The sequence below is a fragment of the Streptomyces sp. NPDC029836 genome, from assembly GCF_055574495.1.
In genome coordinates this window covers 482,985-509,770 of sequence record NZ_JBVHZI010000002.1, presented here as the reverse complement: position 1 = coordinate 509,770, position 26,786 = coordinate 482,985, and the positions used below count along the sequence as shown (strand labels likewise).

Annotated in this window: 18 protein-coding genes and 1 pseudogene; 7 read left to right on the top strand and 12 right to left on the bottom strand. The window is 73.9% G+C overall.

The annotated features are described in order from the left end of the window. The first annotated feature begins 61 nt into the window (after positions 1 to 61). Positions 62 to 3,424, top strand: coding sequence for an AfsR/SARP family transcriptional regulator (locus ACZ4XJ_RS08055; protein ID WP_468495654.1), 3,363 nt, complete (start codon positions 62 to 64; stop codon positions 3,422 to 3,424). Positions 3,425 to 3,487: 63 nt separating this feature from the next. Here the strand turns inward: ACZ4XJ_RS08055 and ACZ4XJ_RS08050 are convergent, their stop codons facing one another. The 3 genes from ACZ4XJ_RS08050 to panB all read right to left on the bottom strand — a co-directional run bounded on the left by ACZ4XJ_RS08050 (position 3,488) and on the right by panB (position 6,329). Then, the gene (locus ACZ4XJ_RS08050) at positions 3,488 to 4,342 is read right to left on the bottom strand and encodes an ABC transporter permease (protein WP_468495653.1); all 855 of its coding nucleotides are present in this window, start codon (positions 4,340 to 4,342) and stop codon (positions 3,488 to 3,490) included. After that, entirely contained in the window at positions 4,339 to 5,370 is a 1,032-nt protein-coding gene (locus ACZ4XJ_RS08045) for an ATP-binding cassette domain-containing protein (RefSeq protein ID WP_468495652.1), read from the bottom strand. Before ACZ4XJ_RS08045 ends, ACZ4XJ_RS08050 begins: the two co-directional genes overlap by 4 nt. Positions 5,371 to 5,471: 101 nt before the next feature. Beyond that, positions 5,472 to 6,329 (bottom strand): 3-methyl-2-oxobutanoate hydroxymethyltransferase, encoded by an 858-nt coding sequence (gene panB, locus ACZ4XJ_RS08040; protein ID WP_468495651.1) that lies wholly within the window; start codon positions 6,327 to 6,329, stop codon positions 5,472 to 5,474. Positions 6,330 to 6,636: 307 nt separating this feature from the next. On the opposite strand from panB, the gene ACZ4XJ_RS08035 reads away from it, so the two are divergent. Continuing rightward, the gene (locus ACZ4XJ_RS08035) at positions 6,637 to 7,665 is read left to right on the top strand and encodes an endonuclease/exonuclease/phosphatase family protein (protein ID WP_362877186.1); all 1,029 of its coding nucleotides are present in this window, start codon (positions 6,637 to 6,639) and stop codon (positions 7,663 to 7,665) included. Between the two features lie 68 nt (positions 7,666 to 7,733). Here ACZ4XJ_RS08035 and ACZ4XJ_RS08030 read toward each other — a convergent pair whose 3' ends face one another. Both ACZ4XJ_RS08030 and ACZ4XJ_RS08025 read right to left on the bottom strand, forming a co-directional pair. Next, positions 7,734 to 9,488, bottom strand: a complete 1,755-nt coding sequence (locus ACZ4XJ_RS08030) for an NAD+ synthase (RefSeq protein WP_468495650.1) — start codon at positions 9,486 to 9,488, stop codon at positions 7,734 to 7,736. A 64-nt stretch (positions 9,489 to 9,552) separates the two neighbouring features. Beyond that, positions 9,553 to 10,992, bottom strand: a complete 1,440-nt coding sequence (locus ACZ4XJ_RS08025; protein WP_468495649.1) for a hypothetical protein — start codon at positions 10,990 to 10,992, stop codon at positions 9,553 to 9,555. A 316-nt stretch (positions 10,993 to 11,308) separates the two neighbouring features. On the opposite strand from ACZ4XJ_RS08025, the gene ACZ4XJ_RS08020 reads away from it, so the two are divergent. Together ACZ4XJ_RS08020 and ACZ4XJ_RS08015 are read left to right on the top strand one after the other, a co-directional pair. Continuing rightward, entirely contained in the window at positions 11,309 to 12,019 is a 711-nt protein-coding gene (locus ACZ4XJ_RS08020; protein WP_362877189.1) for a DUF998 domain-containing protein, read from the top strand. Beyond that, positions 12,016 to 12,915 carry an alpha/beta fold hydrolase gene (locus tag ACZ4XJ_RS08015; RefSeq protein WP_468495648.1) on the top strand — a complete coding sequence of 300 codons (900 nt, stop codon included), beginning with the start codon at positions 12,016 to 12,018 and terminating at the stop codon, positions 12,913 to 12,915. The genes ACZ4XJ_RS08020 and ACZ4XJ_RS08015 overlap by 4 nt, the downstream gene beginning before the upstream one ends. Before the next feature lie 32 nt (positions 12,916 to 12,947). Here ACZ4XJ_RS08015 and ACZ4XJ_RS08010 read toward each other — a convergent pair. The 4 genes and pseudogenes from ACZ4XJ_RS08010 to ACZ4XJ_RS07995 form a co-directional block, all read right to left on the bottom strand. Then, positions 12,948 to 13,166: pseudogene (locus ACZ4XJ_RS08010) on the bottom strand (CBS domain-containing protein); the annotation flags it as partial. Positions 13,167 to 13,430: 264 nt separating this feature from the next. Next, positions 13,431 to 14,147: a DUF305 domain-containing protein gene (locus ACZ4XJ_RS08005; RefSeq protein WP_362877191.1), complete on the bottom strand. Its 717-nt coding sequence runs from the start codon at positions 14,145 to 14,147 to the stop codon at positions 13,431 to 13,433. Then, positions 14,144 to 14,806 carry a DUF3105 domain-containing protein gene (locus tag ACZ4XJ_RS08000; RefSeq protein ID WP_362877192.1) on the bottom strand — a complete coding sequence of 221 codons (663 nt, stop codon included), beginning with the start codon at positions 14,804 to 14,806 and terminating at the stop codon, positions 14,144 to 14,146. The genes ACZ4XJ_RS08005 and ACZ4XJ_RS08000 overlap by 4 nt, the downstream gene beginning before the upstream one ends. Before the next feature lie 68 nt (positions 14,807 to 14,874). Then, entirely contained in the window at positions 14,875 to 15,336 is a 462-nt protein-coding gene (locus tag ACZ4XJ_RS07995) for a hypothetical protein (protein WP_468495647.1), read from the bottom strand. A 174-nt stretch (positions 15,337 to 15,510) separates the two neighbouring features. On the opposite strand from ACZ4XJ_RS07995, the gene glnA reads away from it, so the two are divergent. Next, entirely contained in the window at positions 15,511 to 16,872 is a 1,362-nt protein-coding gene (gene glnA / locus ACZ4XJ_RS07990; protein WP_362877194.1) for a type I glutamate--ammonia ligase, read from the top strand. A 98-nt stretch (positions 16,873 to 16,970) separates the two neighbouring features. After that, the gene (locus tag ACZ4XJ_RS07985) at positions 16,971 to 17,660 is read left to right on the top strand and encodes a histone deacetylase (RefSeq protein WP_468495646.1); all 690 of its coding nucleotides are present in this window, start codon (positions 16,971 to 16,973) and stop codon (positions 17,658 to 17,660) included. Positions 17,661 to 17,680: 20 nt separating this feature from the next. Here ACZ4XJ_RS07985 and ACZ4XJ_RS07980 read toward each other — a convergent pair whose 3' ends face one another. Further along, positions 17,681 to 19,744 carry a PIG-L family deacetylase gene (locus ACZ4XJ_RS07980; protein ID WP_468495645.1) on the bottom strand — a complete coding sequence of 688 codons (2,064 nt, stop codon included), beginning with the start codon at positions 19,742 to 19,744 and terminating at the stop codon, positions 17,681 to 17,683. 300 nt (positions 19,745 to 20,044) lie between these two features. Then, on the bottom strand, positions 20,045 to 22,213 hold the full coding sequence (locus tag ACZ4XJ_RS07975) for a PIG-L family deacetylase (protein WP_468495644.1): 2,169 nt from the start codon (positions 22,211 to 22,213) through the stop codon (positions 20,045 to 20,047). A gap of 848 nt (positions 22,214 to 23,061) precedes the next feature. On the opposite strand from ACZ4XJ_RS07975, the gene ACZ4XJ_RS07970 reads away from it, so the two are divergent. After that, positions 23,062 to 26,049: a bifunctional [glutamine synthetase] adenylyltransferase/[glutamine synthetase]-adenylyl-L-tyrosine phosphorylase gene (locus ACZ4XJ_RS07970; RefSeq protein ID WP_362877198.1), complete on the top strand. Its 2,988-nt coding sequence runs from the start codon at positions 23,062 to 23,064 to the stop codon at positions 26,047 to 26,049. A 19-nt stretch (positions 26,050 to 26,068) separates the two neighbouring features. Here ACZ4XJ_RS07970 and ACZ4XJ_RS07965 read toward each other — a convergent pair whose 3' ends face one another. After that, positions 26,069 to 26,674 carry a TetR/AcrR family transcriptional regulator gene (locus tag ACZ4XJ_RS07965; RefSeq protein WP_362877199.1) on the bottom strand — a complete coding sequence of 202 codons (606 nt, stop codon included), beginning with the start codon at positions 26,672 to 26,674 and terminating at the stop codon, positions 26,069 to 26,071. Positions 26,675 to 26,786: the final 112 nt, after the last annotated feature.

Sequence of the window (26,786 nt, the reverse complement as noted above, 5' to 3'; positions counted from 1 at the left end):
GCGGCGAAACCTATCCCGGCCCGTGCGCGGGGCGGAGTGCGGGGGCGGTGACAATGGGCCGGTGCATTACGCGATTCTCGGCACCGCCCAGGCCCTCCGCGACGACGGGAGCACCGTCGCCGTCGGCGGCCCGCGCCTGCGCGCCCTGCTGACCGCGCTCGCCCTGCGGCCCGGGCGGGCCGTCCCGCCCGCCCTGCTGGTCGCCGACGTGTGGGACGCCGACCCGCCCGCCGACGCCCCCGCCGCGCTCCAGGCGCTCGTCGGGCGACTGCGGCGCGCTCTGGGCCACGGGGCCGTGCGCTCCGCCGACGGCGGCTACCTGCTCGACGCGCGGCGCGAGGACATCGACCTGTACCGCTTCGAACGGCTCGTCCGCGAAGCAGCCGACGCCCCCGACCCGGCCCACGCCGCCGCCCGCTACGACGAGGCCCTCGCCCTGTGGCGCGGCCCGGCCCTGGCCGACCTGCCCGACCCGGCAGCCGAGGCCGCCCGCTGGGAGGCCGTACGCCTGGACGCGCGCCGGGGCCGGCTCGCCGCCGCCCTCGACCTCGGTGAGGCCCCCCGGATCCTGCCGGAGCTGGCCGAGCTGTGCGCCCGCCGGCCGCTGGACGAGCCCCTCCAGGTGCTGCGGATCCGCGCCCTGCGCGACGCGGGCCGGCCCGCGGAGGCCCTGGCCGCGTACGAGGACGTACGCCGCGACCTCGCCGCCCGCCTCGGCGCCGACCCGGGCCCGGCCCTGCGCGCCCTGCACACCGAACTCCTGACCTGCGTCGCCGAACCCGGCGCCGCTCCCGCAGCCCTCCCCGCTCCCGCAGCCCTCCCCGCGGCCGGGCCGCCCCTCGCGGGCACCCGGCCCGCATCCGCTCCGGGGAACCTCCGGGCCCGGCTCACCACCTTCGTCGGCCGCGAGGAGGACATCCGGGTCATCGGCGAGGACCTCGCCCGCGCCCGGCTCGTGACCCTGCTCGGCCCCGGCGGCGCCGGCAAGACCCGCCTGTCGCAGGAAGCCGCCGAGGCCCACGCCGGCCGAACCCCGCCCGCCGCGGCCCCCGCCGCGCCCGCCGCGGACGCCTGGACCGACGGCGTGTGGTTCGTCGAACTGGCCCCCGTCGACGATCCCGAGGACGTCGCCGAAGCCGTCCTCGCCGCCCTCGGCGCCCGCGAGACCAAACTCCGCGGCGCCGCCGCCGAGGAGATCCGGGCCCTGACCGACCGGGCCGGCGACGACCCCCTCCACCGGCTCACCGAGCACTGCGCGCGCCGGCGGATCCTGCTGCTCCTCGACAACTGCGAGCACGTCATCGGCGCCGCCGCCGAACTCGCCGAACGCCTCCTCACGCACTGCCCCGGCGTGCAGATCCTGGCCACCAGCCGGGAACCCCTCGGCGTACCGGGGGAGACCCTGCGCCCGGTGGAACCGCTGCCCGACCCGGTCGCGCTCCGCCTCCTCGGGGACCGCGGGGCCGCCGCCCGACCCGGCTTCAGCCCGGCGGACGACCCGGTCGCCGCCGCCGAGATCTGCCGCCGCCTCGACGGCCTGCCGCTCGCCATCGAACTGGCCGCCGCCCGGCTGCGGCTGCTCACCCCGCGCCAGATCGCCGACCGGCTCGACGACCGCTTCCGGCTCCTGACCGGCGGGTCCCGTACCGTGCTGCCCCGCCAGCAAACCCTGCGGGCCGTCGTCGACTGGTCCTGGGACCTGCTCGACGAACCCGAACGCACGGTGCTGCGCCGGCTGTCCGTGTTCGCCGGCGGCTGCGACCTCGCCGCCGCCGAGACCGTCTGCGCGCACGGCGCCCTCGACATCGCCGACACCCTCGGCTCCCTCGTCGACAAGTCCCTCGTCGTCGCCACCCCCGGCCCCGACGGCGCCGACATGCGCTACCGGCTCCTGGAGACCGTCGGCGAGTACGCAGCCGAACGCCTCGCCGAGGTGCCGGGGGACCTGCACGCCACCGAGCACCGCCACCTCGTCCACTACCGCGAACTCGCCCGCACCACCGAACCCCTGCTGCGCGGGCACGGCCAGCGCGCGGCCACCGACCGGCTGGCCACCGAGTACGAGAACCTCCGTACCGCCCTGCGCCGGGCCGTCGCCACCCGCGACGCGGACGAAGTGCTCTGCCTGATCCACTCGCTGGGCTGGTACTGGCACATGCACGACCTGCGCACCGAGTCCCGGCACTGGACCGAGGCGGCCGAAGCACTCGGCCCCAACCCGTTCGCCGCGCCCGTGGTCCCCGCCGAGCCCGTCCACGAGCGGCTCGTCGACTCGCCGCCGCCCTACTCCGGCGAACTCCTCGCCGAGGCCTGGCGCGCGGTCCACCTGGTCCGGCTGGCCGCCCGCGACCAGACCAACGACGCCTGGAACACCCCGGAGGTCCGGGCCCAGATCGAAGGGGTGCTCACCGCCTACCGGCCGGGCCTGCCGCAGACCTGCCGCACCCCCAGCTCCCTGTGGATCTACGCCGTGATGATCTCGGGCAATCCCGGCCTGCTCAAGGAGGTCGTGGACGCGACCGTCGTCACCGCCCGCGAGCTCGGCTACCGCTGGGAACTGGCCTCCGCGCTGCAACTGCGCGCCAACGTCCTCGCCAACCGGGCCGACTGGGCCGGCGACGCCGCCCGCGACGCCGAAGAGAGCCTCGCGCTGTTCCGCGAACTCGGCGACGCCTGGGGCTGCGCCGAGGCGCTCTCGGCGCGCGCGGAATCCCTGGAGAAGCGCGGCGAGTACGGCCCGGCCACCCGGGACTACCGCGAGGCCATCGCCTACGCCGAACGCCTCGGCGCCAAGGCCCAGGTGGCGGTGCTGCGGGTACGGATGTCGGGGACGCTCTCCGAGAGCGGCCGGTACGAGGAGGCCGAACGGATCCTCGTCGACGTCACGGCCACGGTCCAGCAGTACGGCAACGAGGCCCTGCCCGCGGCCCGGATGTTCCTCGCGGGCCTCCTCGGCCGCACCGGGCGCACCGTCGAGGCCCGTGAGCAGCTCCACCTCCTGCGCGACGAGTTCGCCTTCGGCGCGTTCGCCGTCTTCGAGGGCTTCCTGCTCGGCACGCTCGCCTGGCTGGACAACCAGGAGGGCCGCCACGAGGAGGCGCTGGCCCGGATCCGTGAGGCCATGGGTTCCGTCCAGGAGCCGATGGCGCGGCTGGTGGCCCCGCAGATGCCCGCCGTCTATCTGCTGACCGGCGGCCTCTCGATGGCCCTGATCGGCGGCGACCGGCGGATGCGCGACGCCGCCCGGCTGCTCGGCGCCTACCGGGCCCTGCTGCCCGTCGGCCACTTCCCCGTGACGACGGAACGCGAGGACGCCGCCCGTACCGAGGAACTGGCCCGGGCGGCAGTGGGCGACGCCGCCTTCGAGACGGCGTACGCCGAAGGCGGCGGCCTCACCCTGGAGGAGGCCACCGCCCTCATCTGAAGCGGGCCCGGATCGGGGCCCGTCCGGGACGCGATCCGAACGGACCGTCGCGATCCGGCCGGATCAGGTCTTCTGCCGGAACTTGCGGACCGCGAGCGGCATGGTGACCGCCGTGATGGCGAAGGACCAGGCCAGCGTCATCCACACCGAGTCGCCGACCGGAGTGCCGTTGATCAGGGCACGGGCGGCGTCGGCCAGGTTGGACAGCGGGTTGTAGTCGGTGAAGCTCTGCAGCCAGCCGGGCATCGTCGCCGGTTTCGCGAAGATCGAACTGCCGAACTGCAGGGGCATCAGGACCAGCATCGCCATGCCCTGGACGGCCTGCGCGGTCTTCATGGTGAGACCCAGCAGGATGAAGATCCACATCAGCGAGGCGCCGAAGACGACCGACAGACCGACGGCGAAGAACAGGTCCAGGATCGAGCCGTCGATCGACAGGCCGAGGATGAAGCCGACGCAGAGCAGGATCGTGATGGCGATCAGCATCCGGCCGATCTCGACGACGATCTTCGCGAGGAGGACGGACGACCGGGCGATCGGCATGGACCGGAAGCGGTCCATCACGCCCTTCTTGAAGTCGTCGTTGACGCCGGTGCCCACCGCCATGGCGATGTTCATCCCCATCATGGCCATCAGGCCCGGGACCAGGTAGCTGACGTACGCGCCCTGGTTGCCCTTGCCGGAGACCGCGCCGCCGAAGACGAACACGAACAGCAGCGTGAAGATGATCGGCATGAACAGGACGTCGAACATCGACTCCGGGTCCTGCTTGATCTGGAGGGCGTTGCGGCGCACCAGGGCGCCGATGTGCCGCAGGTTGGCCCGCAGGCCGATCCGGCCCTCGGCGGGCGGTGCTCCCGCCGGGACGGCGGGGGAAGCCGCGGTGTCGGCGGGCTTCGTCGTGGTTACGGTGCTCATGCCGCGACCTCCTGATTCTGCTCGGTCTTCTCGGTGGGGACGGAGTCCTCGACGGAGGACGGCTTCTGCCCGGTGATGGACAGGAACACCTCGTCGAGGCTGGGCAGGTACGTGCCGAGGTCGGCGATCGCGTACCCGCGGGCGGCCAGCAGTCCGACCACGGCGGTCAGCTGCTCGTCGCTCAGGATCGGGACCAGCAGCGCGCCCTCGTCCGGCACGGCCTGCGAACCGGCGATGCCGTCGAGACCGGCCTCCGCGAGGGAGCGGGCCATGCCCGGCAGGTCGGACGGGTCCGCGGGACGGACCCGCAGGGTGCGGCCCCCCACGCGCGCCTTCAGCTCGTCGACCTTGCCGTTGGCGATGACCTTGCCGCGGTCGATGACCGTCAGTTGGCTCGCGAGCTGCTCGGCCTCCTCCATGTACTGCGTGGTCAGCAGGACGGTCGCGCCCTCGGCGACCAGCCGCTGGACCTCGTCCCACACCTCGTTGCGGGTACGGGGGTCGAGGCCGGTGGTCGGCTCGTCCAGGTAGAGGACCGCCGGGTTGCCGATCAGCGAGGCGGCGAGGTCGAGTCGCCGCCGCATGCCGCCGGAGTAGTTCATGGCGGCCTTCTTGGCCGCCTCCGTCAGGGAGAACCGCTCCAGCATCTCGTCCGCGCGCTTGCGGGCGTCCTTGCGGGACAGGTCCAGCAGCCGGCCGATCATGTAGAGGTTCTCCCAGCCGGAGAGCTTCTCGTCGACCGAGGCGTACTGGCCGGTCAGGCCGATGGTCCGGCGCAGCTGCCGGGGCTGGCGGACCACGTCGTAACCGGCGACCCGGGCGGTGCCGGCGTCCGGGATGACCAGGGTGGACAGGCAGCGCACCAGGGTGGTCTTGCCCGCGCCGTTGGGACCGAGGACCCCGAGGACCGTGCCCTCGCGGACATCGAGGTCGACACCGTCGAGGGCCTTGGTCTCGCCGTAGTGCTTGACCAGACCCCGCACTTCCACGGCGTTGGGATGGTTGTCGTTTCGCGTCATGCCCACCATGGGACCATCCGCCACTGACAAAGCTCCTACAGTTTTCCGACAGGCGGCCGACGGCCCGCCGACATCCGTGTCGGCGGGCCGTCGGCGCGGCCCCGGTCGTTCTAGTGGAAGGCGTGCTCCGGCTGCGGGAACGAGCCGCCGACGACGTCCTCGGCGAAGGCCTTCGCCGCGTCGGTCATCGTCTTGCGGAGCTCGGCGTACTGCTTCACGAACCGCGGCATCTTCCCGCCGGTCAGGCCCATCATGTCGGTCCACACCAGTACCTGCGCGTCGCACTCCGAGCCGGCGCCGATGCCGACGGTCGGGATGTGCAGGGACCGGGTGACCTCGGCGGCCAGCTCGGCCGGGACCAGCTCCAGGACCACCGCGAAGGCGCCCGCGTCCTGCGCGGCCTTCGCGTCGCGCAGCAGCTGGTGCGCGGCCTCGTCGGTGCGGCCCTGCACCCGGTAGCCCATGGCGTTCACGGACTGCGGGGTCAGACCCAGGTGCGACATGACGGGGATCCCGGACTGCACGATCAGCTCGGTCTGGGCCAGCGAACGCTCGCCGCCCTCCAGCTTGACCGCACCGACTCCCGCCTCCTTGACCAGCCGGGTCGCGCTGCGCAGCGCCTGCACGGCGCCTTCCTGGTACGAGCCGAACGGCAGGTCGCCGACGACCAGGGCCCGGCTGGTGCCGCGCACGACGGCCGCCGACAGCAGGGTCATCTCGTCCATCGTGACGGGCACGGTGCTCTCGTAGCCGAGGTGACAGTTGCCCATCGAGTCGCCGACGAGCACGACCGGGATGCCGGCCTCGTCGAACACGGACGCGGTCATCGCGTCGTAGGCGGTGAGCATGGGCCACTTCTCGCCGCGTTCCTTGGCGAGGGTGAGGTCGCGGACGGTGACGCGGCGGGTGCCCGCGCCCCCGTACAGGGTCGGAGAGGCTTCCCGGGCAGGCGAAACGGTATGCGACATTGCAACTGCTCCTTGTGTCATCTCGAGGCGCCCTCACGGCGTCCCCGGACTCACCCACCATGGTGGCACCCGCGCGGCCCGGGACGGAAGTACCGCGACGGGCGGCGGATGACCCGTCCGTCACACTCCGGGCGCGCTCCGGGCGCGCCCGAGCCAATGTGCGCGTTTCGTGACAAGCGGAACCCTTGCCGCACGGCCGTTCGTCCCTCCGGTTGTACGGCCGCCAAGGACGGCACCGAAGGCTCCGCGCATCGCCTAGGGTCAAGGGGCGGGGACGGAGCGCGAGCACGGCAGCGAGGACATGGGCATGGCACAGGCGTACATGACGGAGACGGGGAACGGCGGCTCCGAGCCGGGTCCCTCGCGAACCGGTCTGCGGCGCCGACTGGCCGGACTGAGGCACGACCGGGGCATCTGGAAGCGCGGCATCGTGACCGCGTCCCTGGCCGCGCTGACCTCACTGGTCATGATCTTCCACGCGGACCTGCCCAACGACATCGGGAACCTCGGCAGCCTCATCGAGACCTTCCTGCCCTGGCTGGGTCTGATGGTGCCGGTGCTGTTGGTCGCGGCGGTGCTGCGCAAGTCCGCCACCGCGCTGATCTCGATACTGCTGACCACCGTGGTCTGGGCGAACCTCTTCGGCGGGCTGGTCACCGACAAGTCGGGCTCCGGCGGCAACCTGATGGTCGCCACGCACAACGTGGACGCCGACAACCTCGACCCGCTCGGCACCGCCGAGTCCGTGGCGAAGTCCCGGGCCGACGTGCTGGCGCTCACCGAACTCAAGGCGAGCGCCGTCCCCGTCTACGAGAAGGCGCTGGCGGGCACGTACAAGTACCACGCGGTCGAGGGCACCGTCGGGGTGTGGAGCAAGTACCCGCTGACCTCCAGCAAGCCCGTCGACATCCGGCTCGGCTGGACCCGGGCCATGCGCACCACCGTCGCCGGCCCCACGGGCGACATCGGCGTGTACATCGCCCACCTCCCCTCGGTACGGGTCAAGCTCAACGCCGGCTTCACCGCGAACCAGCGCGACAACAGCGCCGACGCGCTGGGCGCGGCGCTCGCCTCCGAACCCCTGCGCAAGGTCATCCTGCTCGGCGACCTCAACGGCACCATGAACGACCGGGCGCTGTCCGAGGTCACCTCGCAGATGCGTTCCACGCAGGGCGCGGCGGGCGACGGCTTCGGCTTCAGCTGGCCCGCGCAGTTCCCGATGGCGCGGATCGACCAGATCATGGTGCGCGGCATGAAGCCGGAGGCCTCCTGGACCCTGCCGCGCACGGGCAGCGACCACCTGCCCGTCGCCGCCCGCCTCAGCGTCAAGCCGTAGCGGCGGGCCGTAGCGGCGGCCGGGGCGGCGGGCCGGGCCGGCCGCGACCCCGGCCGGCCCGACGCCGCCTACGTCCGTTCGCGCCAGCCGTTCGTGATGGGCAGCCGGCGGTCCTTCCCGAAGCCCTTCGCGGAGATCTTCGTACCCGGCGGGTACTGGCGCCGCTTGTACTCCGCCGTGTCGACCATGCGCAGGGTCCTGGCGACCAGCTCGCGGTCGAAGCCGGCCGCGACGATGGCGTCGAGGCCCTGGTCGCGGTCCACGTACAGGTCCAGGATGGCGTCCAGCACCGGATAGTCCGGCAGGGAGTCCGTGTCCACCTGGCCCGGGCGCAGCTCGGCGCTCGGCGGCTTCACGATCGAGTTCTCCGGAATCGGCGGGATCTCGTCGCGCTCGACGGCGGCCCGGTTGCGGTAGCGGGCCAGGCGGAAGACGTCCGACTTGTAGACGTCCTTGATCGGGCCGTACGCGCCGACGGAGTCCCCGTAGAGGGTGGAGTAGCCGACCGCCAGCTCGGACTTGTTGCCCGGGGCCAGCACGAGGTGGCCCTCCTGGTTGGAGACGGCCATCAGCAGGGTGCCGCGCAGTCGGGACTGGAGGTTCTCCTCGGCCAGGCCGGTCAGGCCAAGCGCACCCATGTAGGCGTCGAACATGGGCTCGATCGGTACGGTCCGGAAGTTCAGGCCGGTCCGCTCGGCGAGCCCGGCGGCGTCGCCCCGGGAGTGGTCCGAGGAGTACTTCGAGGGCATCGAGACGCCGTACACGTTCTGCGCGCCGACCGCGTCGCAGGCGATGGCGGCGACGAGCGCGGAGTCGATGCCGCCCGACAGCCCGATCAGGACGGAGTGGAAACCGTTCTTCCGGACGTAGGCGCGCAGGCCGACGACGAGCGCGTCGTAGATCTCCTCGTCGTCGTCGAGCCGCTCGGCGTAGCCGCCGGGGACGACGGGCTCGTACGGCTCCACGGGCTCCTCGGAGAGGACGACCCGGTCGATCCGCAGGCCGTCGCCGACGATGCCCTCGGGCGCGTCCGGGGAGGCCGCCGGGAGGTCCAGGTCGACGAGGACGCAGCCCTCGGAGAACTGCGGGGCGCGCGCGATCACCTCGCCGGAGGCGTCCACGACGATCGAGTCGCCGTCGAACACCAGCTCGTCCTGACCGCCCATCATGGCGACGTAGGCGAGCGTGCAGCCGGCCTCCTGGGCCCGCTTGCGGACCAGTTCGAGGCGGACGTCGTCCTTGTTGCGCTCGTACGGGGAGGCGTTGACGGAGATCAGCAGCCCGGCTCCGGCGGCGCGGGTGGCCGGGACGCGGCCGCCGTCCTGCCAGAGGTCCTCGCAGATGGCCAGGGCGACGTCGACGCCGCGCACCCGGACGACCGGCTGGGTGGTGCCCGGCACGAAGTACCGGAACTCGTCGAAGACGCCGTAGTTGGGGAGGTGGTGCTTGGCGAAGCGCAGCGCCACCCGGCCGCCGTGCAGCACGGCGGCCGCGTTCTCCGGGGACCCGGCGGGTTTGCCCAGGCGGGGCACGGCCTGCTCGGTGCGGTCGAGGTAGCCGACGATCACCGGCAGCTCGCCGAGTCCCTCGGCGGCGAGGCGCTCCGCGAGTTCGCGGAGCGCCGTGCGGGAGGCCTCGACGAACGAGCCGCGCAGGGCGAGGTCCTCGACGGGGTACCCGGTCAGCACCATCTCCGGGAACGCCACGAGGTGAGCGCCCTGCTCGGCGCAGTGCCGGGTCCAGTGGACGATCGAGTCCGCGTTGGCGTCGATGTTGCCGACGTGCGCGTCGATCTGATTCAGAGCGAGACGAAGTTGAGGCACGGGGCCCAGTCTAATCGTCTTTCTGACGCGATGTCCTGGAGTCGGGGTCCCGGGCCGGTCGGCATCAGCCGATCGGGCCGCTGAACTTCACGTCGCGTTGCAGGCCGCCGGGGGAGACCTCGGCGTCGATGGTGGTGGCGCCCTCGGGAATCTCGTAGGCGATCGTGCCGGTGGCGGACCGGCCGGGCGCGATGACGCCCTCGACGGGCTGCGGCATCCGGACGTCGTAGACGACCTCGCCCTCGTTGCCCTTCTCGTCCCGGATGTCGGGCACCGCGTAGATGACCTCGTGGGGCTTGTCCGTGGTGTTGGTGATGGTGAGCGTCAGCTGCACCGCGTTGCCGATCTTGAACACCTCGCTCTTGCTGACGTACTTCTTCGGCGACGACAGGCTGACCTGGATGCCGTTCGGGTACGTGTACGTCTGGCCGAACGCCAGCGGGGTGCTGATGCCCGGGCCCTCGGCGGGCGCCTTGGGCGGTCGGCCGGCCGACGGGCCGCCCGTCGGGCCGGCCGACGGCAGGGTGAAGGGCTCGTCGTCCACTCCGTCCCATTCGCCGTTCTCGATGCTCCGCTCCATCCGGTCGGACGCCTGGTCGAGCACGCCGACGGTGAGGAAGAAGCCGCCGATGCTGGTCAGGATGCTGACCACGCCGAGGATCGTGCCGGTGAGGGCCATGCCCTTGCGCGGGGCGCCGGAGCGGGCGGAGACCATGCCGCCGATGCCGAGACCGAGGCCGGTCAGGCCGATGAGGGTGCCGATCCAGAAGAAGAACGGCGTGAACGAGGCGGGGACGGCCAGGATGCCGAGCACGAGGGAGGCGACGGCGACCCCGTTGGCGGGCGGCGTCGCCGGGGCGGGCGGCGGGTAGCCCGGGTAGCCGGGGTGGCCCGGCTGATGGGGGTGGCCGCCGCCGGGGCCGACGGGGGCTCCCCAGGCGTTGGCCGGAGCACCGTACCCGCCGGGCGGCGGGGTGGGCGCGGGCGGCGGGGTCGGCACGAGCGGGGCGAACCCGCCGGGGGCGGGCGGGGCGAACGGGTTGTGCTCGGCGGGGTCGGCGTGGCCGGTGGGGGTCGCGGGGGCTCCCGGTGCGGTGGGGGCGCCGAAGCCACCGAGGGGCGGGGCGGGGGGAGTCGGGGCCGCCGGGGGCACGTCGGGCCCGAAGTGGTCATGCCGCGTCGGCGGCGGCGGGGCCGGCATCGGCGTCGGCGGGGCCGACGTCGGCGCGGGGGTCGCCGGGGGCGCGTCCTGCGGGGCCTTGTCCAGCGACGGGCCCGGGGGGGTGGGGCGCGCGTCGGCCGGGGCCTTGCGCAGCGACGGGCCCGGGGTGGTGGGGCGCGCGTCGGCCGGGGCCTTGCGCAGCGACGGGCCGGGGGTCGGCGGCGGTGCGTCGGTCGGGGGCTTCGACAGGGACGGCCGGGACGGGGTCTCGGGTATGGGCGTGCCCTCGGGTTCCGTCGGCGGGCCGACGGGGTCGCTGGGCGGGTTCGGGGGCGTGCTCATACCGGGGCGTCCTTGTGCGGTGGGTGGGCGAGGGGCGTCCGTCAGCCTGCCACGACCGGGCAGCCCCACCAACCGACTTCGCGCCCCCGGACCACGCCCCGGGCCTCCGCCGGGCCGGAATCCGGTGACTTCGTCCGTTCCGCACCGATCTGCCCGAGCGCCGCCCGCACCGGCTCCGGGGGCACGTGGCGCTCGCCACGCGCGGCTCGGGCAACGTCGGCGGGCGGCCGTACGTCCTACCCCCCGTGGGCCTCGATCGGACGGGTGGGTTCCGACCACGGGTCCGGCCCCGGATCTGCTTAGGATTAGTCACACTATGCGTAGACATGGCAGCAACGGTCCCTCCGCACCGAGCGCCTGGCCCGTCGCCGGCTTCATCGGTCTCGGCGCCGCCGCCTACACCGCGTGGGTGCTGGAAGTCGTCCTCTCGACCGGCCTCAACCCCGTCGAGACGTACGTCAGCGAACTCGCCGCCCAGGACCAGCCCCTCGGCGGCCTGTTCCGCGCCACCGACTTCACCGCGGGGCTGCTCGTCCTGGTCGGCGGACTCCTCGCCCTGGCCCGGCTGGTGCGGTACCCCGAGTCCCGCCGCCCCTGGGCGGTCATCGGCTGGGCCGGCGTCACCCTGTTCGGCGCGGCCACCGCCGCCGACGCCTGGCTGCCGCTCAGTTGCGCGCCCACCGTCGATCCCGAATGCGCCGCCCGCGAGACCGCCGGACTGGTCCCCGCCACCCATCAGGCCCATGCCGTCAGCAGCAGCCTCGCCATGACCGGCGCCCTCACCGGCATCGTCGCCCTCACCATCGCCGCCCGCCGCTACGGCTGGTTCGCCCCGCTCGCCCGCTACGGCCCCGCCCTCGTCGTCCTGGAACTCCTCGCCACCGCCTGGACCCTGACGGCCATCGCCATGTTCACCGCCGGCCACGGCACCTGGGCCCTCGGCGCCGGCCAGCGGCTCCAGGTGCTGCTCGTGGCGCTCTGGCTGGGGCTGCTCGCCCACTCCGTCCACCGGGAACGCCGTACGTGAGCGGCGACGCGCCGGACCCGAGCGGCGCCGGACGCCTCGTACGCGTCGACGGGGTTCCGCTGCACGTGGTCGTCGAGGGGCGGGGGCCGGTGTGCGTACTGGCCGCCGGGCTGGCCATGGCCTGGTTCGACTGGGACCCGGTCGCCCGGCTCCTCGCCGACCGGGGCCGCACCGTCGTCCGCTTCGACCGGCCCGGACACGGACTGAGCGGACCCGCCGCGCAGCCCCCGAGCACGGCCGGCGAGGCGCACCGGATCGCCGCCCTCCTCGACGCCCTCGGCCCGGCCGTCGGCCCCGGGCCCGTCACCGTCGTCGGGCACTCCCTCGCCGGGTTCCACGCCGAGGCCTTCGGCCGACTGCACCCCGGGCGCACCGCGGCCGTCGTCCTGCTCGACTCCAGCGTCGAGGAGCACCCCCGTACGTTCCTGCCCGCCGCGCTGCGCACCGGCGCCGCCCGGGCCGTCGGCCTGGCGGTGACCGCCGCCGGACTCCCCGCCGCGCTCGGCCCGGCCGCCCGCGGCCTGGTCGTACGGGCCTCCCGGACCGGCGGCGGCGACCCGGCACCGGTTGACCTCGTACGCCGCTGCTACCGCACCGGGCGCGTCTGGCGCGGGGCGCTGCTGGAGAACTCCCGCTACCCGGACATGGCCGCCGAGCTGGCCGCCCTGCGCGCCACGCACCCGCTGGCGGCGCCCGTCACCGTCGTGGTGGGCCACAGCGGTGACGGCCGCCCGGCCCGGCGCTGGTTGGCCCGGCAGGAGGCGCTGGCCGAGTTGCTCGACGCCCGCTTCGAGGTGGCCGAACCGTCGGGACACCTGGTCATGCTGGACCGCCCGCACCAGGTGGTACGGGCGGTCCTGGAGGCGGCGGAGCGGCCCCGTCCGCCCCGGGCGTAGGGAGGTCGGGTCGGGCCGGGGGCGCGGGGCCGTCAGCCCCGGGCGTAGACGTGCTCGGTCCAGTCGGCCATCTGCTTGTCCGACAGGTGCCGGGCCAGGTCGGCCTCGCTGATCATGCCGACCAGCTTCTTGTTCCTGATCACGGGCAGCCGCTTGATCTGGTGGCTCTGCATCTCCTCCAGCACCTCGGAGACGTCCGCGGCGGCGTCGATCCAGCGCGGGGTGCCCTTGGCCAGGTCGCCCGCCGTGATGCGCGGACGCGTCCGTCCCGGCGTCCCCATCCTCGTTCGCCCGCTCGGAGTACGCGACTCAAGGCGATTCCGGTCGGCGGCGACGGCGCCTCGACGCGCGGGGCGCTCGCGGCGCGGGGGACGCTCGGTAACACGGCGCGGGGGACGCTCGGGAACACGACGCGGGGCACTCCCGCGACGCGCGGGACAGGAAACGGAAGCGCCCGTACGGGTGGGGCAGGCCCCCTGACCCGTACGGGCGCTCTTGGTCGAGCCGGCCGCGCGTCAGCCGCGCGGCGCCGATCCGCGCTGCTTCAACATGTCGGCCATCAGGGTGAGTTCGGCCTGCTGGGCCTCCACCATGCCCTGGGCCAGCGCCCGCTCCGCCGGGGTCTGGCACTGGCGCGCACAGCCCTCCGCCATCGCGACGCCGCCCTTGTGGTGGTCGGTCATCAGCTGGAGGTACAACACCTCGGCGTCCCGGCCGCCGGCGGCGCCGAGCCGCGTCAGCTCCTCCTTCGTGGCCATGCCCGGCATGATCGCCCCGGACCCGACGGCTCCGGCCTCCCCGGTCGCCGTCCCGCTGGGGGTGGCGCCGTGCCCCGAGTGCGCGCCGTGCCCGGACGTCCCGGCGTCCGTCCCCGTTCCCGTCCCCATCCACGACATGGGCGGCTCGTCGGACACCACCTTCGGCAGCCCCCACAGGTCCAGCCAGCCCAGCAGCATGCCGCGCTGGTTGGCCTGGGTGTTGGCGATGTCGTAGGCGAGGCTGCGGACCGCCTCGTCCTGGGTGCGGTCGCGGACGACGAACGACATCTCGACCGCCTGCTGGTGGTGCACCGCCATGTCCCGGGCGAAGCCCGCGTCCGGTGAGTGCAGCCCCGGGGTGCGGCCCGCCGCACCGCCGCCCGAGCCGCCGCTCGCGGTGGCGACCGTGGCGCCGACCGCGAACAGCACGGCCAGGACGACGGCCGCGCCCGCGGCCCAGTACGTACGGCTCACTTGCCGGTCAGCCCGTTCGTGCAGGCCGCACCCGGTTCGGGGGTCTGCGCGCCCATCACGTACTTGGTGAAGAACTGCTCGACCCGGGGGTCGGCCGCGCTCTCCACCGTCACCTGCTTGCCCCACGCGCTCAGCATGATCGCGCCGGCCTGCTCCTTGACCGGGCTCATCAGCGTGTACGGGAGCTTGCTCACCTTCGCGGAGAGCTTCTCCAGGTCGCCCTTGGCGGCCTTGTCGTTGTACGTCACCCAGACCGCGCCGTGCTCCAGGGAGTGGACGGCGTTCACCTCGGGCACCGGCTCCGTGTAGACGTCGCCGTTGCAGTTCATCCAGCGCGGGTGGTGGTCCCCGCCGACCGGCGGGTTCATCTCGTACTTCACCGGCGTCTCGACGTGGTTGCGGCCGAGCTTCTTCGCGTCCCACTCCTGCTCGCCGCCGACCGGGTTCTTCACGGCCGCGGCCTTGGCCTTCGCCGCCGTCTCGTCCTTCTGCTTCTGCTCGATCAGCACCCACGCGCCGAAGCCGACGAGCCCGGCGACGATCGCCGTCGATGCCGTGATCGCGATGATCTTGTTGCGCCGGTCGCGTGCTTTGTCGGCGCGGCGCATCTCGGCTATGCGCGTCTGGCGGGAGTGCTGGTCTGGCGTCCTGCTGGCCATGTGCCCTGGTTCCTTCTGCTGAGGGGGGTGTCGGGGTCGAACCTGTCGTACGGTGCGCGGCGGGACCGTCAGGTCCGCAGCACTTGCAGGGCGTGCAGGTCGGGGGCGCGGGCGAGCGTTCCGGGCGGGCGGACCGGCCCCGTGGCCGCCGTACGCACGACGGGCCCCGGCCCGGCCCCCGCCACGGCCGCGGCGGGCGGCGGGGCCGGCGGCACGGCCGGCGTCATCCGGGACAGCGGCGAACAGCCGGGCAGGTCGTACGGGGACACGCAGACGGCGTGCGCGGGCTGCGCCCGTGCGGGGTCGGGCTGTACCCGTACCGGGGCGGGCTGCGCCCGTGCGGGGTCGGGCTGTACCCGTCCCGGGGCGGGCTGCGCCCGTCCGGGGTCCGGGACGTGCGCCTCGGCGGGCCGCACGCACAGGAAGGCCACCCCGGCCGCCACCGAGAACGCGATCAGCAGGAGGACGGCAGCGCGGCGCACGGGCGTACGCCCGCGCTCCCCGCGCCCGATCCGCTCCCCGGCCCCCATGGGCGCCGATGGTAATGCTCATGACCGGCCCGCGGTCAGTGCGGGGTGTCATCACCTTTCGGGTGTGCGTAATGTGGCGGAAACCACCGCTGGCGATACTGGGCCGGCCCGACTGTGCCCACCCGCTCCTCGGGGCGGTGGTGCACAGGCCGTCTGAACTGCGAGGATGAAGGCATGGACAAGCAGCAGGAATTCGTCCTCCGGACGCTTGAGGAGCGTGACATCCGCTTCGTGCGCCTGTGGTTCACCGACGTACTGGGCTTCCTGAAGTCCGTCGCGGTCGCACCGGCCGAACTGGAGCAGGCCTTCGACGAGGGCATCGGTTTCGACGGCTCGGCGATCGAGGGCTTCGCCCGGGTCTACGAGTCCGACATGATCGCCAAGCCGGATCCGAGCACGTTCCAGATACTGCCGTGGCGCGCCGAGGCCCCCGGGACCGCCCGGATGTTCTGCGACATCCTCATGCCGGACGGCTCCCCGTCCTTCGCGGACCCCCGCTACGTCCTCAAGCGCATCCTCGCCAAGACCTCCGACCTGGGCTTCACCTTCTACACCCACCCGGAGATCGAGTTCTTCCTGCTGAAGGACAAGCCGCTGGACGGGTCCCGCCCGGTCCCCGCGGACAACTCCGGCTACTTCGACCACACCCCGCAGAACGTCGGCATGGACTTCCGCCGCCAGGCGATCACCATGCTCGAATCGATGGGCATCTCGGTCGAGTTCAGCCACCACGAGGGCGCCCCCGGCCAGCAGGAGATCGACCTCCGCTACGCCGACGCCCTCTCCACGGCCGACAACATCATGACGTTCCGCCTCGTCATGAAGCAGGTCGCCCTGGAACAGGGCGTCCAGGCCACCTTCATGCCGAAGCCGTTCTCGGAGTACCCGGGCTCGGGCATGCACACCCACCTGTCCCTCTTCGAGGGCGACCGCAACGCCTTCTACGAGTCGGGCGCCGAGTACCAGCTCTCGAAGGTCGGCCGCTCCTTCATCGCGGGCCTGCTGAAGCACGCCGCGGAGACCGCGGCCGTGACCAACCAGTGGGTCAACTCGTACAAGCGCATCTGGGGCGGCTCCTCGCGCACGGCCGGCATGGGCGGCGAGGCCCCCTCGTACATCTGCTGGGGCCACAACAACCGCTCGGCCCTGATCCGCGTCCCGATGTACAAGCCGGGCAAGACGGGCTCCTCGCGCGTCGAGGTCCGCTCGATCGACTCCGGCGCCAACCCGTACCTGACGTACGCCGTCCTCCTCGCGGCGGGCCTCAAGGGCATCGAGGAGGGCTACGAACTCCCGGCGGGCGCCGACGACGACGTCTGGGCCCTCTCCGACGCCGAACGCCGCGCGATGGGCATCGAACCCCTCCCGCAGAACCTCGGCGAGGCCATCTCCCTGATGGAACGCAGCGAACTGGTCGCGGAAACCCTCGGCGAGCACGTCTTCGACTTCTTCCTGCGCAACAAGAAGCAGGAGTGGGAGGAGTACCGCTCGGAGGTCACCGCCTTCGAACTCCGCAAGATGATGCCGGTGCTGTAGGCGCAGCCCAGAGCCCTTTCGGGCCATGCGTTCCGGGCCGACGGTCGACGACCGCCGGCCCGGAGTCGTTCCGGCCCGCCGTCCCGGAGGAACCGCGCATGGTCGTGCACACCGCCGCCCCGCTCGCGGGAGCGGTCCCCCCACCCGACCGGGTCTGGTACGCCTCCTACGGCTCCAACATGCACCTGGACCGCCTCGCCGCGTACCTCGCGGGCGGCACCCCACCCGGAGCGACCCGCACCTACCCGGGCTGCCGGGACCACCGGGCGCCGGAACGCTCGATCGCGGTCGAGCTCGACGGCTGCCTCTACTTCGCGACGGAGTCCCCGGTGTGGACCGGGGGCCGCGCCTTCTACGACCCGACCGCCCCGGGCCGCACGCGTGCGCGCGCCCACCTGCTGACGACCGGCCAACTGTCGGACATCGCCGCCCAGGAGATGTACGCGCCCCCGGGGACCGACCTGGACCTGACGGCGACCCTGCGCGACGGCCGCGACGCCCTGGGCCCCGGCCGCTACGAGACCCTGATCTGCCCGGGCGCGATCGAGGGCATCCCGGTGGTCACGTTCACCGCCCCGTGGACCCTCCAGGACGTCGAAGTCCGCCCCCCGTCGGCCCCGTACCTCCGCTACCTGGCCGGCGGCCTCCTGGAATCCGGCCCCTGGCAGCACCACGACATCGCCACCTACCTCGCCACCCGCCCGGGCGCCGCGACCACCTGGACCCCATCGAAGGTCCACACCCTCCTGACGACCCGACAACCCGGCTCCCCGCACCCGCGGGGATGACTCGGGCAGGGGGCCCGGTGTTACGGGGTCGGGGTGGGGATGGCCGGGTGCCAGGTCGGGGTGGGGGTGGGGGTTGTGGTGTGGAGGCGGGCGTCCAGGCCCAGGACTGCCGTGGTGACGCCGCCGGGTTCCTGGACGGCGGCGGGGGCGCCCGCGTATAGCATGCGGGACTCGGTCCAGGCGGGCGGGCCGCCCAAGGGGGCCGCCGCGATGGTGCCCGTGTCGGCGCGGCCCGTGACGAGGCGGCCCGCGACGCCGACCGCTCCGTAGCCGGCCCGGCCACCGGCCTCCGCGAGGGCGGAGACCTGGGGGGCGGCGGCGCCCGCGGTGACCAGGGCGCTGCGCACGGCGCCCGAGTCGGGGCGGCGGAACCAGAGGCGGACGCCCGCGCCGTCGGGGGTGGCCGTGAGGGGGACCGTGGTGGCGGGGAGCGCGGTCGGGAAGGGGCCGGCGAGCGGGGCGCCGGGGGAGGGCTGCGTCCAGGCGAGGACGGACGCGGCGGTGGTGGCGTAGACGTGGCGCCGCCCGGCCGCGTCCACCACGGCCACCGGGTCGCTCTGCAGGTCCTCGCCGCCCAGGCGCTGCCAGTCGCCGAAGCCGCCCGACGGCTGCTGGACGCTCGCGCGCAGGGTGCGGCGGGTGTCGCGCAGGTAGACGGTGAGCCGGCCCGCCGGGTCGACGGCGGCGGCCGGGGCGCTGATCGCCGAGGTGCCGGGTTCGTCGCCCGTCTCGGGGGTGCCGAGCGACTGCCACTGCGCGAACGGCCCGTCGGGGGCGGTCTGGACGGCGAGCACGACCTCGCGCCGGTAGTCGGCCGGCCGGGGCCCGAGCGTGGTGCGGGTGGCGAGGACCGCGACGCGGCCGTCGGGGAGCCGGGCCGTGCCGGCGCCCGGGTCGATGCCGGTGCCGGGGAGCAGGGCGGGCCCCGTCCAGGTACCGGCGCGGTCGCGGGTCCAGACGCCCATCCGGCCGTCCAGCGCGGTGAAGGCCCAGAGCCGGCCGGGCGTGCCCTCGGTCAGCCAGGAGGTGGTGTCGGCGCGGGCGTAGCGCAGCGACTGGGCCCAGTTGCGGCCGGTGGGACTGCCCGCCACCTTGCGGTCGCCGCAGCCGGAGGGGCTGCCGCAGTGGTCCGCGCGGTCATGCCAGGCGTACGTCCGCAGGTAGCCGGTCTTCGTCTCGGCCGTCTGCGGGTCCAGCGAGTGCGGCAGGTCGCCGTTGTGGTAGCCGAGGTAGTTCTGCACAGAGAAGCGGGGACGGTCCCCGACCCGCTCCGCGTACGCGGCGGTGGCGGCCTGCACGAAGCGGGCGCCGTACATGTGGTCCTGGTGGTCGGTGTACTTGCCGGTCTTCTCGTACCGGCCGGGTGTCGGGTCCTGCATCCGTATCGTCGTCGGCCGGTACTGCTCCAGGACCCCGGATATCGCCTGTATCGCCTGGTCCTTGGTGTACGTGAACGGCTGCTTGACCGGGGTGCCGGAGGCCAGTTGGGCTTCGAGCGCGGGTATGTCCCCGTCCCACAGGCCGCGCAGGCTGTCCGGGTTCCTGCCGGCCGGGCTGCGCGCCTCGCGCAGTTGGAGCCAGACGAGGTGGATCTCCGGCCGGGCGACGAGGACGTCGAGCTCGGCCTCTCCGCCGCCCGCCGTCGGTATGACCGTGCGCTTCCACGCGCTGGTGCGGTCGCCGGTGGCCATCTGGGCGTAGGCGGACCGGATGCCGTTCTGCCGGGCCTCCGCGTAGTGGGCGCGGTCGGCCGGCTGCTCGGGGTCCTTCGCCTCGCCGCCCCGCGCCTGGTTGCGACCGTCGGCCTCGCCGGAGGTGAGGTAGGCGGTGGTGACCCGGGTCCCGGCGGTCAGGGACCGGCTGAGGTCGGGGTTCATGAAGAACAGGTCGTCGTCGGGGTGGGCGACGACCTGCACCACCGTTCCGGCCGTGGTGCTCGCCGGGACGACGGGCAGCGAGCCCCGCGCGTCGGTCGCCTCGGCCGAGGTCTGTTGGCCCGAGGCGACGGCGAGCACACCGGTGGCGCCCAGGGTGAGCATGGGCAACACGGCCGCGAGGAGGAAGCGGCGGCGGGAAACGGGCATCGGTCACGCCTTGACGTCGTTCCGGGGCGGGAAGAACCGCTGTTCGGTCAGTGAGAGGTCAAATCGCGGGAGTTGGTTCACCGATTCCGCCGATGACGCATGCTTTCCGAAAACGACCGGGTGTGATGATGCCCGTTGGGGCCCGCGGCGGCGTATGTGCCCGAATGATGGACGGAGTTGACCGCGCCGGAACAGCGGAGTCGGCGGAGGACGCGGAGCCGGCGAGGGACGCGAACCCGGCGAGGGACGGGGAGTCGGCGAGGGACGGGGAGTCGGCGAGACCCGCGAACCCGGCGTTTCCTACGGCCCGGTGGTGCTCGGGCCCACCGGCATCCACGGCGCCAGGTACGCGTTCGCCCCGCCGATAGCCCCCGCGCCCCCGGCCGCCCCGGTCCCACCCGCTCCGCCCGAACCACCCGCCCGGCCCGCCGAGGACGTGACGTACAGCCGCGCGTCGAGCCCGACGACCGCCAGGCTGACCAGGTTCTTCCCCGTCATCGTGCTGGACGGCGCGCCCACGAACATCAGCGGCGAACGCCGCCACAGGTGGTCCGGCCCGAGGTCCGAGCCCAACTGCCCGCCCGCCGCACGGCCGGCGAGGAGGTGTCCGCTCGCCGTCACCGCGCCGAAGCCCTGGAGCCCGCCCAGGTCGGTGACGCCGTTCACCTTCAGCCCGTCGGTCGCCGTCATCAGGGCGGTACGGACGTTGCCCGAGCCCGGCTTGCGGAACCACAGCCGCACCCCGCCCTCGCGGCCCGCGGCAGTCAGCGGCACCGTCGTCTCCGGCAGGCCGGTGGCGGTCGCCGGGCCCAAGGCCGCGCCCGGTTCCGGCTGCGCCCAACCCGTCACGGAACGGGTGGTCGCGGCGAACACCATCAGCCGCCCGGCGCCGTCCGTCGCGGTGACGGGGGTGCCGTGCAGGTCGGCGCCGCCGTGCCGCTCCCACGGCCCCCACGCGCCGTCCGCCCCCTGGGTCCGGCCGCGCAGGGTGTACGCGCCGTCGCGCACGTACACCGCCATCCGCCCGTCGCCGTCGACCGACACGGCCGGCGCGCTGATGTCGGACGTCCATTCCTCGTCCGCCGCCTCCGGCGTGCCCAGCGACTCCCACGCCCCGAACTCCTCGGAGCCAGGGGTCCGTTGGACGGCGTAGACGATCTCGCGGCGGTAGTCCGAGGGCGCCTCCCCGAACGAGGTGCGGGTGCCGAACGCGGCGATCCGGCCGTCCTTCAACGTGACCGTCGATATGCCCTGGTCCATCCCGGTTCCGGGCAGCAATCGCGGTCCGCTCCAGCGGCCTATCAGCCCGGTCCGGTGCCAGAGGGCCACCTGGCCGTCGAGCACCTTGAAGGCCCACAGGCCCTGTCGCGCGTCGGAGGTCAGCCAGGAAGTCCCGGTGCCGCGCGCATAGTTGATGGAATCGGTCCAACGGTTGCCCGCCGGCCGGTCGGCGACCTTGAGGTCCCCGCAACCGGCCTCGCTGCCACAGTGGTTCTCCCCGTCCAGCCAGGCGTACGTGTCCAGGATGTCCAGCTTCGCGCGGGCCTCGGCCGGGTCGAGGGAGCTCGGCAGCGAGCTGTTGAAGTAGCCGACGTAGTTCTGCGTCGCGAAGTGCGGCCGGTCCTTGACCTCCCGCGCGTACGCCTCGCTCGCCAACTGCACGAACCGGGCGCCGTAGAAGTGGTCCTGGTGGTCGGTGTACCGCTTGGTGTCCGGGGTCCGGCCGGGCGTGGGGTCCTGGGTGCGGATGGTGGTGGGCCGGTAGCGGGCGAGGATGCCCGCGAGGGTCCGGACGACCTGGTCCTTCGTGTACGTGAACGGCTGCTTGACGGGGGTCCCGGAGGCCAGCATCGACTCCAGGTGCGGGACCTTGCCGTCCCACAGGCCGTGCAGGCTGTCGGGGACGTCCCGGTAGACGTGGCCGGCCTCGCGCAGTTGCAGCCACACGAGGTTCACCTCGGGCTTCGCGACGAGCACGTCGACCTCGGCGTGCGCGCCGCCGGCGGTCGGCACGACGGTCCGCTTCCAGGCGCTGCCGCGGTCGCCGGTGGCCATCTTGGCGTAGGCGGCGCGGATGCCGTTCTGGCGGGCCTCGGCGTAGGCCGGCTTGTCGGGGCGGGTGGCGGCGCCCTTCGCGGCGCCCGCGTTGATGCCGTCGGACTCGCCGGAGGTGAGGTAGACGGAGGTCACGGGGTGACCGGCGGCTATGGAGTACCGCAGGTCCGGGTTCATGAAGTAGAGGTCGTCGTCGGGGTGCGCGACGATCTGGAGCACCCGGCCCGGATCCGGGAGCCCCGCGGCGGTGGCGGTGGTGGCCCGGGAGTCGGCGGTGGTGGGCGTGCCGAGACCGGTGAGGGCCTCGTTGCCCCGCAGGACGAGCATGCTCCCGGCGGCGGTGGCGGCGCAGAAGGCGACCACCGTGACGATCCGGGCGAGCCGGCGGTGGCGGGCATGGGCGTGTGCGTGCACATGCCCGTACGCGCGCCCGGCCCCGACCCCGGCCTCAGTCGCGGCCCCGATCCCAGTCCCGACCTCGGCCCCGGCCTCAGCCTCAGCCTCAGCCCCGGCCTCAGTCGCGGCCTCAGCCCCGGCCCCGCCAGTCTCCCCGCGATCGCGCCCGCCCCCGTACGGGAGCCGGCCGGCCGGAGCGTGCTCGTCGGACGCGTCCGGCTCGGGTGCGGCCGCCGCGCGGACGGCACCCGAGCCCGCACCACCCCGCCCCCCGGCGCAGTCGCCCCGCGGGTGCCGCACACAGGCGTCCGGCGCCGACCGCGGCTTGATCACGGACGGACGGGCGGTCGGGGACGACTCGCGCCCGGCCCGCTTTCCGGAGGATGCGACCGACGCCGTCACGGCGTGGTCCGAGGTCTGCTCGGAGGCCCGGTCCGAGGCCTGCTCCGAAGCTCGACCCGCTAGCCCCTCCGAAGCGCGACCCGCGAGCCCCTCCGAGGCCCGACCCGCAGCCCGACCCGAGGTCCCCCGGCCGCGCGCGACCGGTACCGCGCCCGCCCCGCCGCCCGCGCCGGCCCCGCCGCCCGCGTCCACGCCGGACCCGCCGCGCGCCCGCGGTGCGGGGTCGGTGGGGTCCTTGGGGCAGGGGGGATCGAGGAGGGGGCGTCCTTCGGACATGGGGCTCCTCAAGGCCGGTCAGCCGGGGACCGGTCCCCTTGGCGCATAGATCTACAAGTATTCAGAAAATCTGATAATCCGCCTCATGATGTGCGCCACGGCGCGCCGGTGAATCGAACGCCGCTCCGGCTAGGCTCACCACAGACCTGGCCGGGCCACCGGCCGCGACGCACGCGGGAGGCGGCGGGATGACAGTCCCGGGACGCAGGAGCAGCACCTTCATCAGGCTGCTGCGCAGCGGTTTCACCGACCCCTCCGCCGCGGCCCGGCTCCTGGACGCCGACGCGCTGGCCTCCGTCCGCACCGACCCGGTGCTCCTCGACGCCCTCGGCGCGACCGCCGATCCGGACCTCGCCCTGCGCGGCCTCGTACGCCTCGCCGAGGCGCAGCCGCCGGACCAGCTGCCCGGGCTCCTCGACACCCTGGTCAGCGCCAAGCCCCTGCGCGACCGGCTCCTCGGCGTGCTCGGCGCCTCCGAGGCTCTCGCCGACCACCTCGCCCGCCACCCCCGGGACTGGCTCGCCCTCGTCACCTACGAGGCCGCCGACCTGCACCCCGGCCTGCCCGAGTTCGAGCAGGGACTCGCCGACGCGCACGACCCCGTCGCCCTGCGCGTCGCCTACCGCCGCTGCCTGCTGTCCATCGCCGCCCGCGACGTCTGCGGCACCACCGACGTCGCCCAGACCGCCGCCGAACTCGCCGACCTCGCCACCGCCACCCTGCGCGCCGCCCTGCGCATCGCGAGCGCCGCCGCCCCCGAGGACGCCGCCCGCTGCCGGCTCGCCGTCATCGCGATGGGCAAGTGCGGCGGCAACGAACTCAACTACGTCTCCGACGTCGACGTGATCTTCGTCGCGGACGCCGCCCCCGGCGCCGACGAGGGCAAGGCCATCCAGTCCGCCACCCGGCTGGCCTCCCACCTGATGCGGATCTGCTCCGAGACCACCGTCGAGGGCACCATCTGGCCGGTCGACGCGAACCTGCGCCCCGAGGGCCGCAACGGCCCCCTCGTGCGGACCCTCGCCTCCCACCTCGCCTACTACCAGCGCTGGGCCAAGACCTGGGAGTTCCAGGCCCTGCTCAAGGCCCGCGCGGTCGCCGGCGACCCGGGCCTCGGCGTCCAGTACATCGCGGCCATAACGCCCCTGGTCTGGCAGGCGGCCGAACGCGAGAACTTCGTCGCCGACGTCCAGAAGATGCGCCGCCGCGTCGTCGACAACATCCCCGCCGCCCAGGTGGAGCGGGAACTGAAACTCGGCCCCGGCGGCCTGCGCGACGTCGAGTTCGCCGTCCAGCTCCTCCAGCTCGTCCACGGCCGGGGCGACGCCACCCTGCACTCCGGCACCACCCTCGACGCCCTCCACGCCTTGGCCGCCGGCGGCTACGTCGGTCGGACGGACGCCGCCCAGCTCGGTGACGCGTACCGGTTCCTGCGCTCCATGGAGCACCGCATCCAGCTCTACCGGCTGCGCCGCACCCACCTCGTCCCCGAGGACGAGAACGACCTGCGCCGCCTCGGCCGCTCCATGGGCCTGCGCACCGAACCGGTCGCCGAGCTCAACAAGGCCTGGCGCCGGCACGCCTCCGCCGTCCGCCGGCTGCACGAGAAGCTCTTCTACCGTCCGCTCCTCGACGCCGTCGCCCAGCTCACCCCCGGCGAGACCCGGCTCTCCCCGCGCGCCGCCGGCCAGCGCCTGGAAGCCCTCGGCTACGCCGACCCGGTCGCCGCGCTGCGCCACCTCGAAGCCCTCGCCTCCGGCGTCAGCCGCAAGGCCGCCATCCAGCGCACCCTGCTGCCCGTCCTCCTCGGCTGGTTCGCGGACTCGGCCGACCCGGACGCCGGCCTCCTCAACTTCCGCAAGGTCTCCGACGCCCTCGGCAAGACCCCCTGGTACCTGCGCCTGCTGCGCGACGAGGGCGCCGCCGCCGAGAACCTCGCCCGCGTCCTGTCCGCCGGCCGCCTCGCCCCCGACCTGCTGATGCGCGCCCCCGAGGCCGTCGCCCTCCTCGGGGACCCCGAGAACCTCCGGCCGCGTACGCACGAGGCCCTGGAGCAGGAGGTCCTGGCCGCCGTCGGGCGCGCCGGGAGCGGCGAGGCGGCCGTCGCGGCCTCCCGCGGGGTCCGCCGCCGCGAACTCTTCCGCACCACCGCCGCCGACATCATCGCCTCGTACGGTACGGAGGACAGCCCGGCCGAGACGGACCACGGCGCGCTCGTCGACCGGGTCGGCGAAGCCGTCTCCGACCTCACCGCCGCCACCATCGCCGGGGCCCTGCGCGCCGCCGTCCGCGACCAGTGGGGCGAGACCCTCCCCACCCGCTTCGCCGTCATCGGCGTCGGTCGCTTCGGCGGCCACGAACTCGGCTACGGCTCCGACGCCGACGTCCTGTTCGTCCACGAACCCCGCGAGGGCGTCGACGAGCAGGAGGCCGCCAAGGCCGCCCAGACCGTCATCTCCGAGATGCGGCGGCTCCTCCAACTGCCCTCCGCCGACCCGCCGCTGCTCATCGACGCCGACCTGCGCCCCGAGGGCCGCTCCGGCCCCCTCGTGCGCACCCTGCCCTCGTACGCCGCCTACTACCGCCGCTGGTCGCTGACCTGGGAGAGCCAGGCGCTGCTGCGCGCCGTGCCGGTCGCCGGGGACGACGAGCTCGGCAGCCGCTTCATCGACCTGATCGACCCCCTGCGCTACCCCGTGGACGGCCTCGGCGAGGAAGCCGTCCGGGAGATCCGCCGGCTCAAGGCGCGGATGGAGACCGAGCGGCTGCCCCGCGGCGCCGATCCGACCCTGCACACCAAACTCGGCCGCGGCGGCCTCAGCGACGTCGAGTGGACGGTCCAACTGCTCCAGATGCGGCACGCCTGGGCCGAGCCGGGCCTGCGCACCACCCGGACCCGTCGGGCGCTGTCGGCAGCCCACGCCGCCGGACTGATCCCGACCGAGGAGGCCCAGATCCTCGACGAGGCCTGGGTGCTCGCCACCCGGGTCCGCAACGCCGTCATGCTGGTCCGCGGCCGGGCCGGGGACACCTTCCCGTCCGAGGCCCGCGAACTGGCGGCCGTCGGGCGCTACCTCGGCTACCAGGAGGGCCGGGTCGGCGAGATGCTGGAGGACTACCGCCGTACGACGCGGCGCGCGCGGGCCGTCGTCGACGACCTCTTCTACGGATCCTGAGCGGCCGGCCCACCCCCGTTCACGCCCGCGCCGCCCGCAGGGCCCGGGCGTGCGCGAGGAGGGCGGCGAGGCCGAGGTCGAAGGCCGCGTCGGCCCGCCCCGGCCCGCCCGCGGCGAGCGCCCCGGCCAGCAGGGGGGTCTGCGGCGAGGGCTCCCACATGGCTTCGGGGGCCGCGAGGTCCAGCGCGGAGCCCAGCACCAGGTTCTCCAGGGCGGTCAGCAGCGGCATCACCCGCTCCTCGCCGAACCCGGCCGTGAGGAGCAGCGCGACCGCCTGTTCGTACTGGGCGAGCACGGCCGGAGCCCGTACCGGCGTGGTCATCAGCAGCGGGATGGCCCGCGGGTAGGCGGCGAACGCCGCCCGGTAGGAGCGGGCCCACTCCTCCAGCGCCCGGTCCCAGGGGGTCAGCGTCAACGCGGAACCGGCGATCGAGGCGCACACGCGTTCCCGGATCAGCTCCACCACCGCGGCCCGACCGTCCACGTGGTGATACAGCGAGCCCGTCTGCACCCCGAGCGCCCGGGCGATCTGCGGGACGCTGAATTCCCCGTGCTCCGCCACCAGTTGGAGGGCGGTCGTGGCGATCCGCTCCCGGTCGAGCAGGGGGGTGCGCGGCCGTGCCATCGGTGTCTCCCGCCATGAGGTCTTCCCGTACGCCAGAACCGGAGGCTACATTGCCGCAAACCGAAAGCCTTTAGGTTTTCGGACTCCCGCCGCCTGCCGTTCGCAGAAGGGT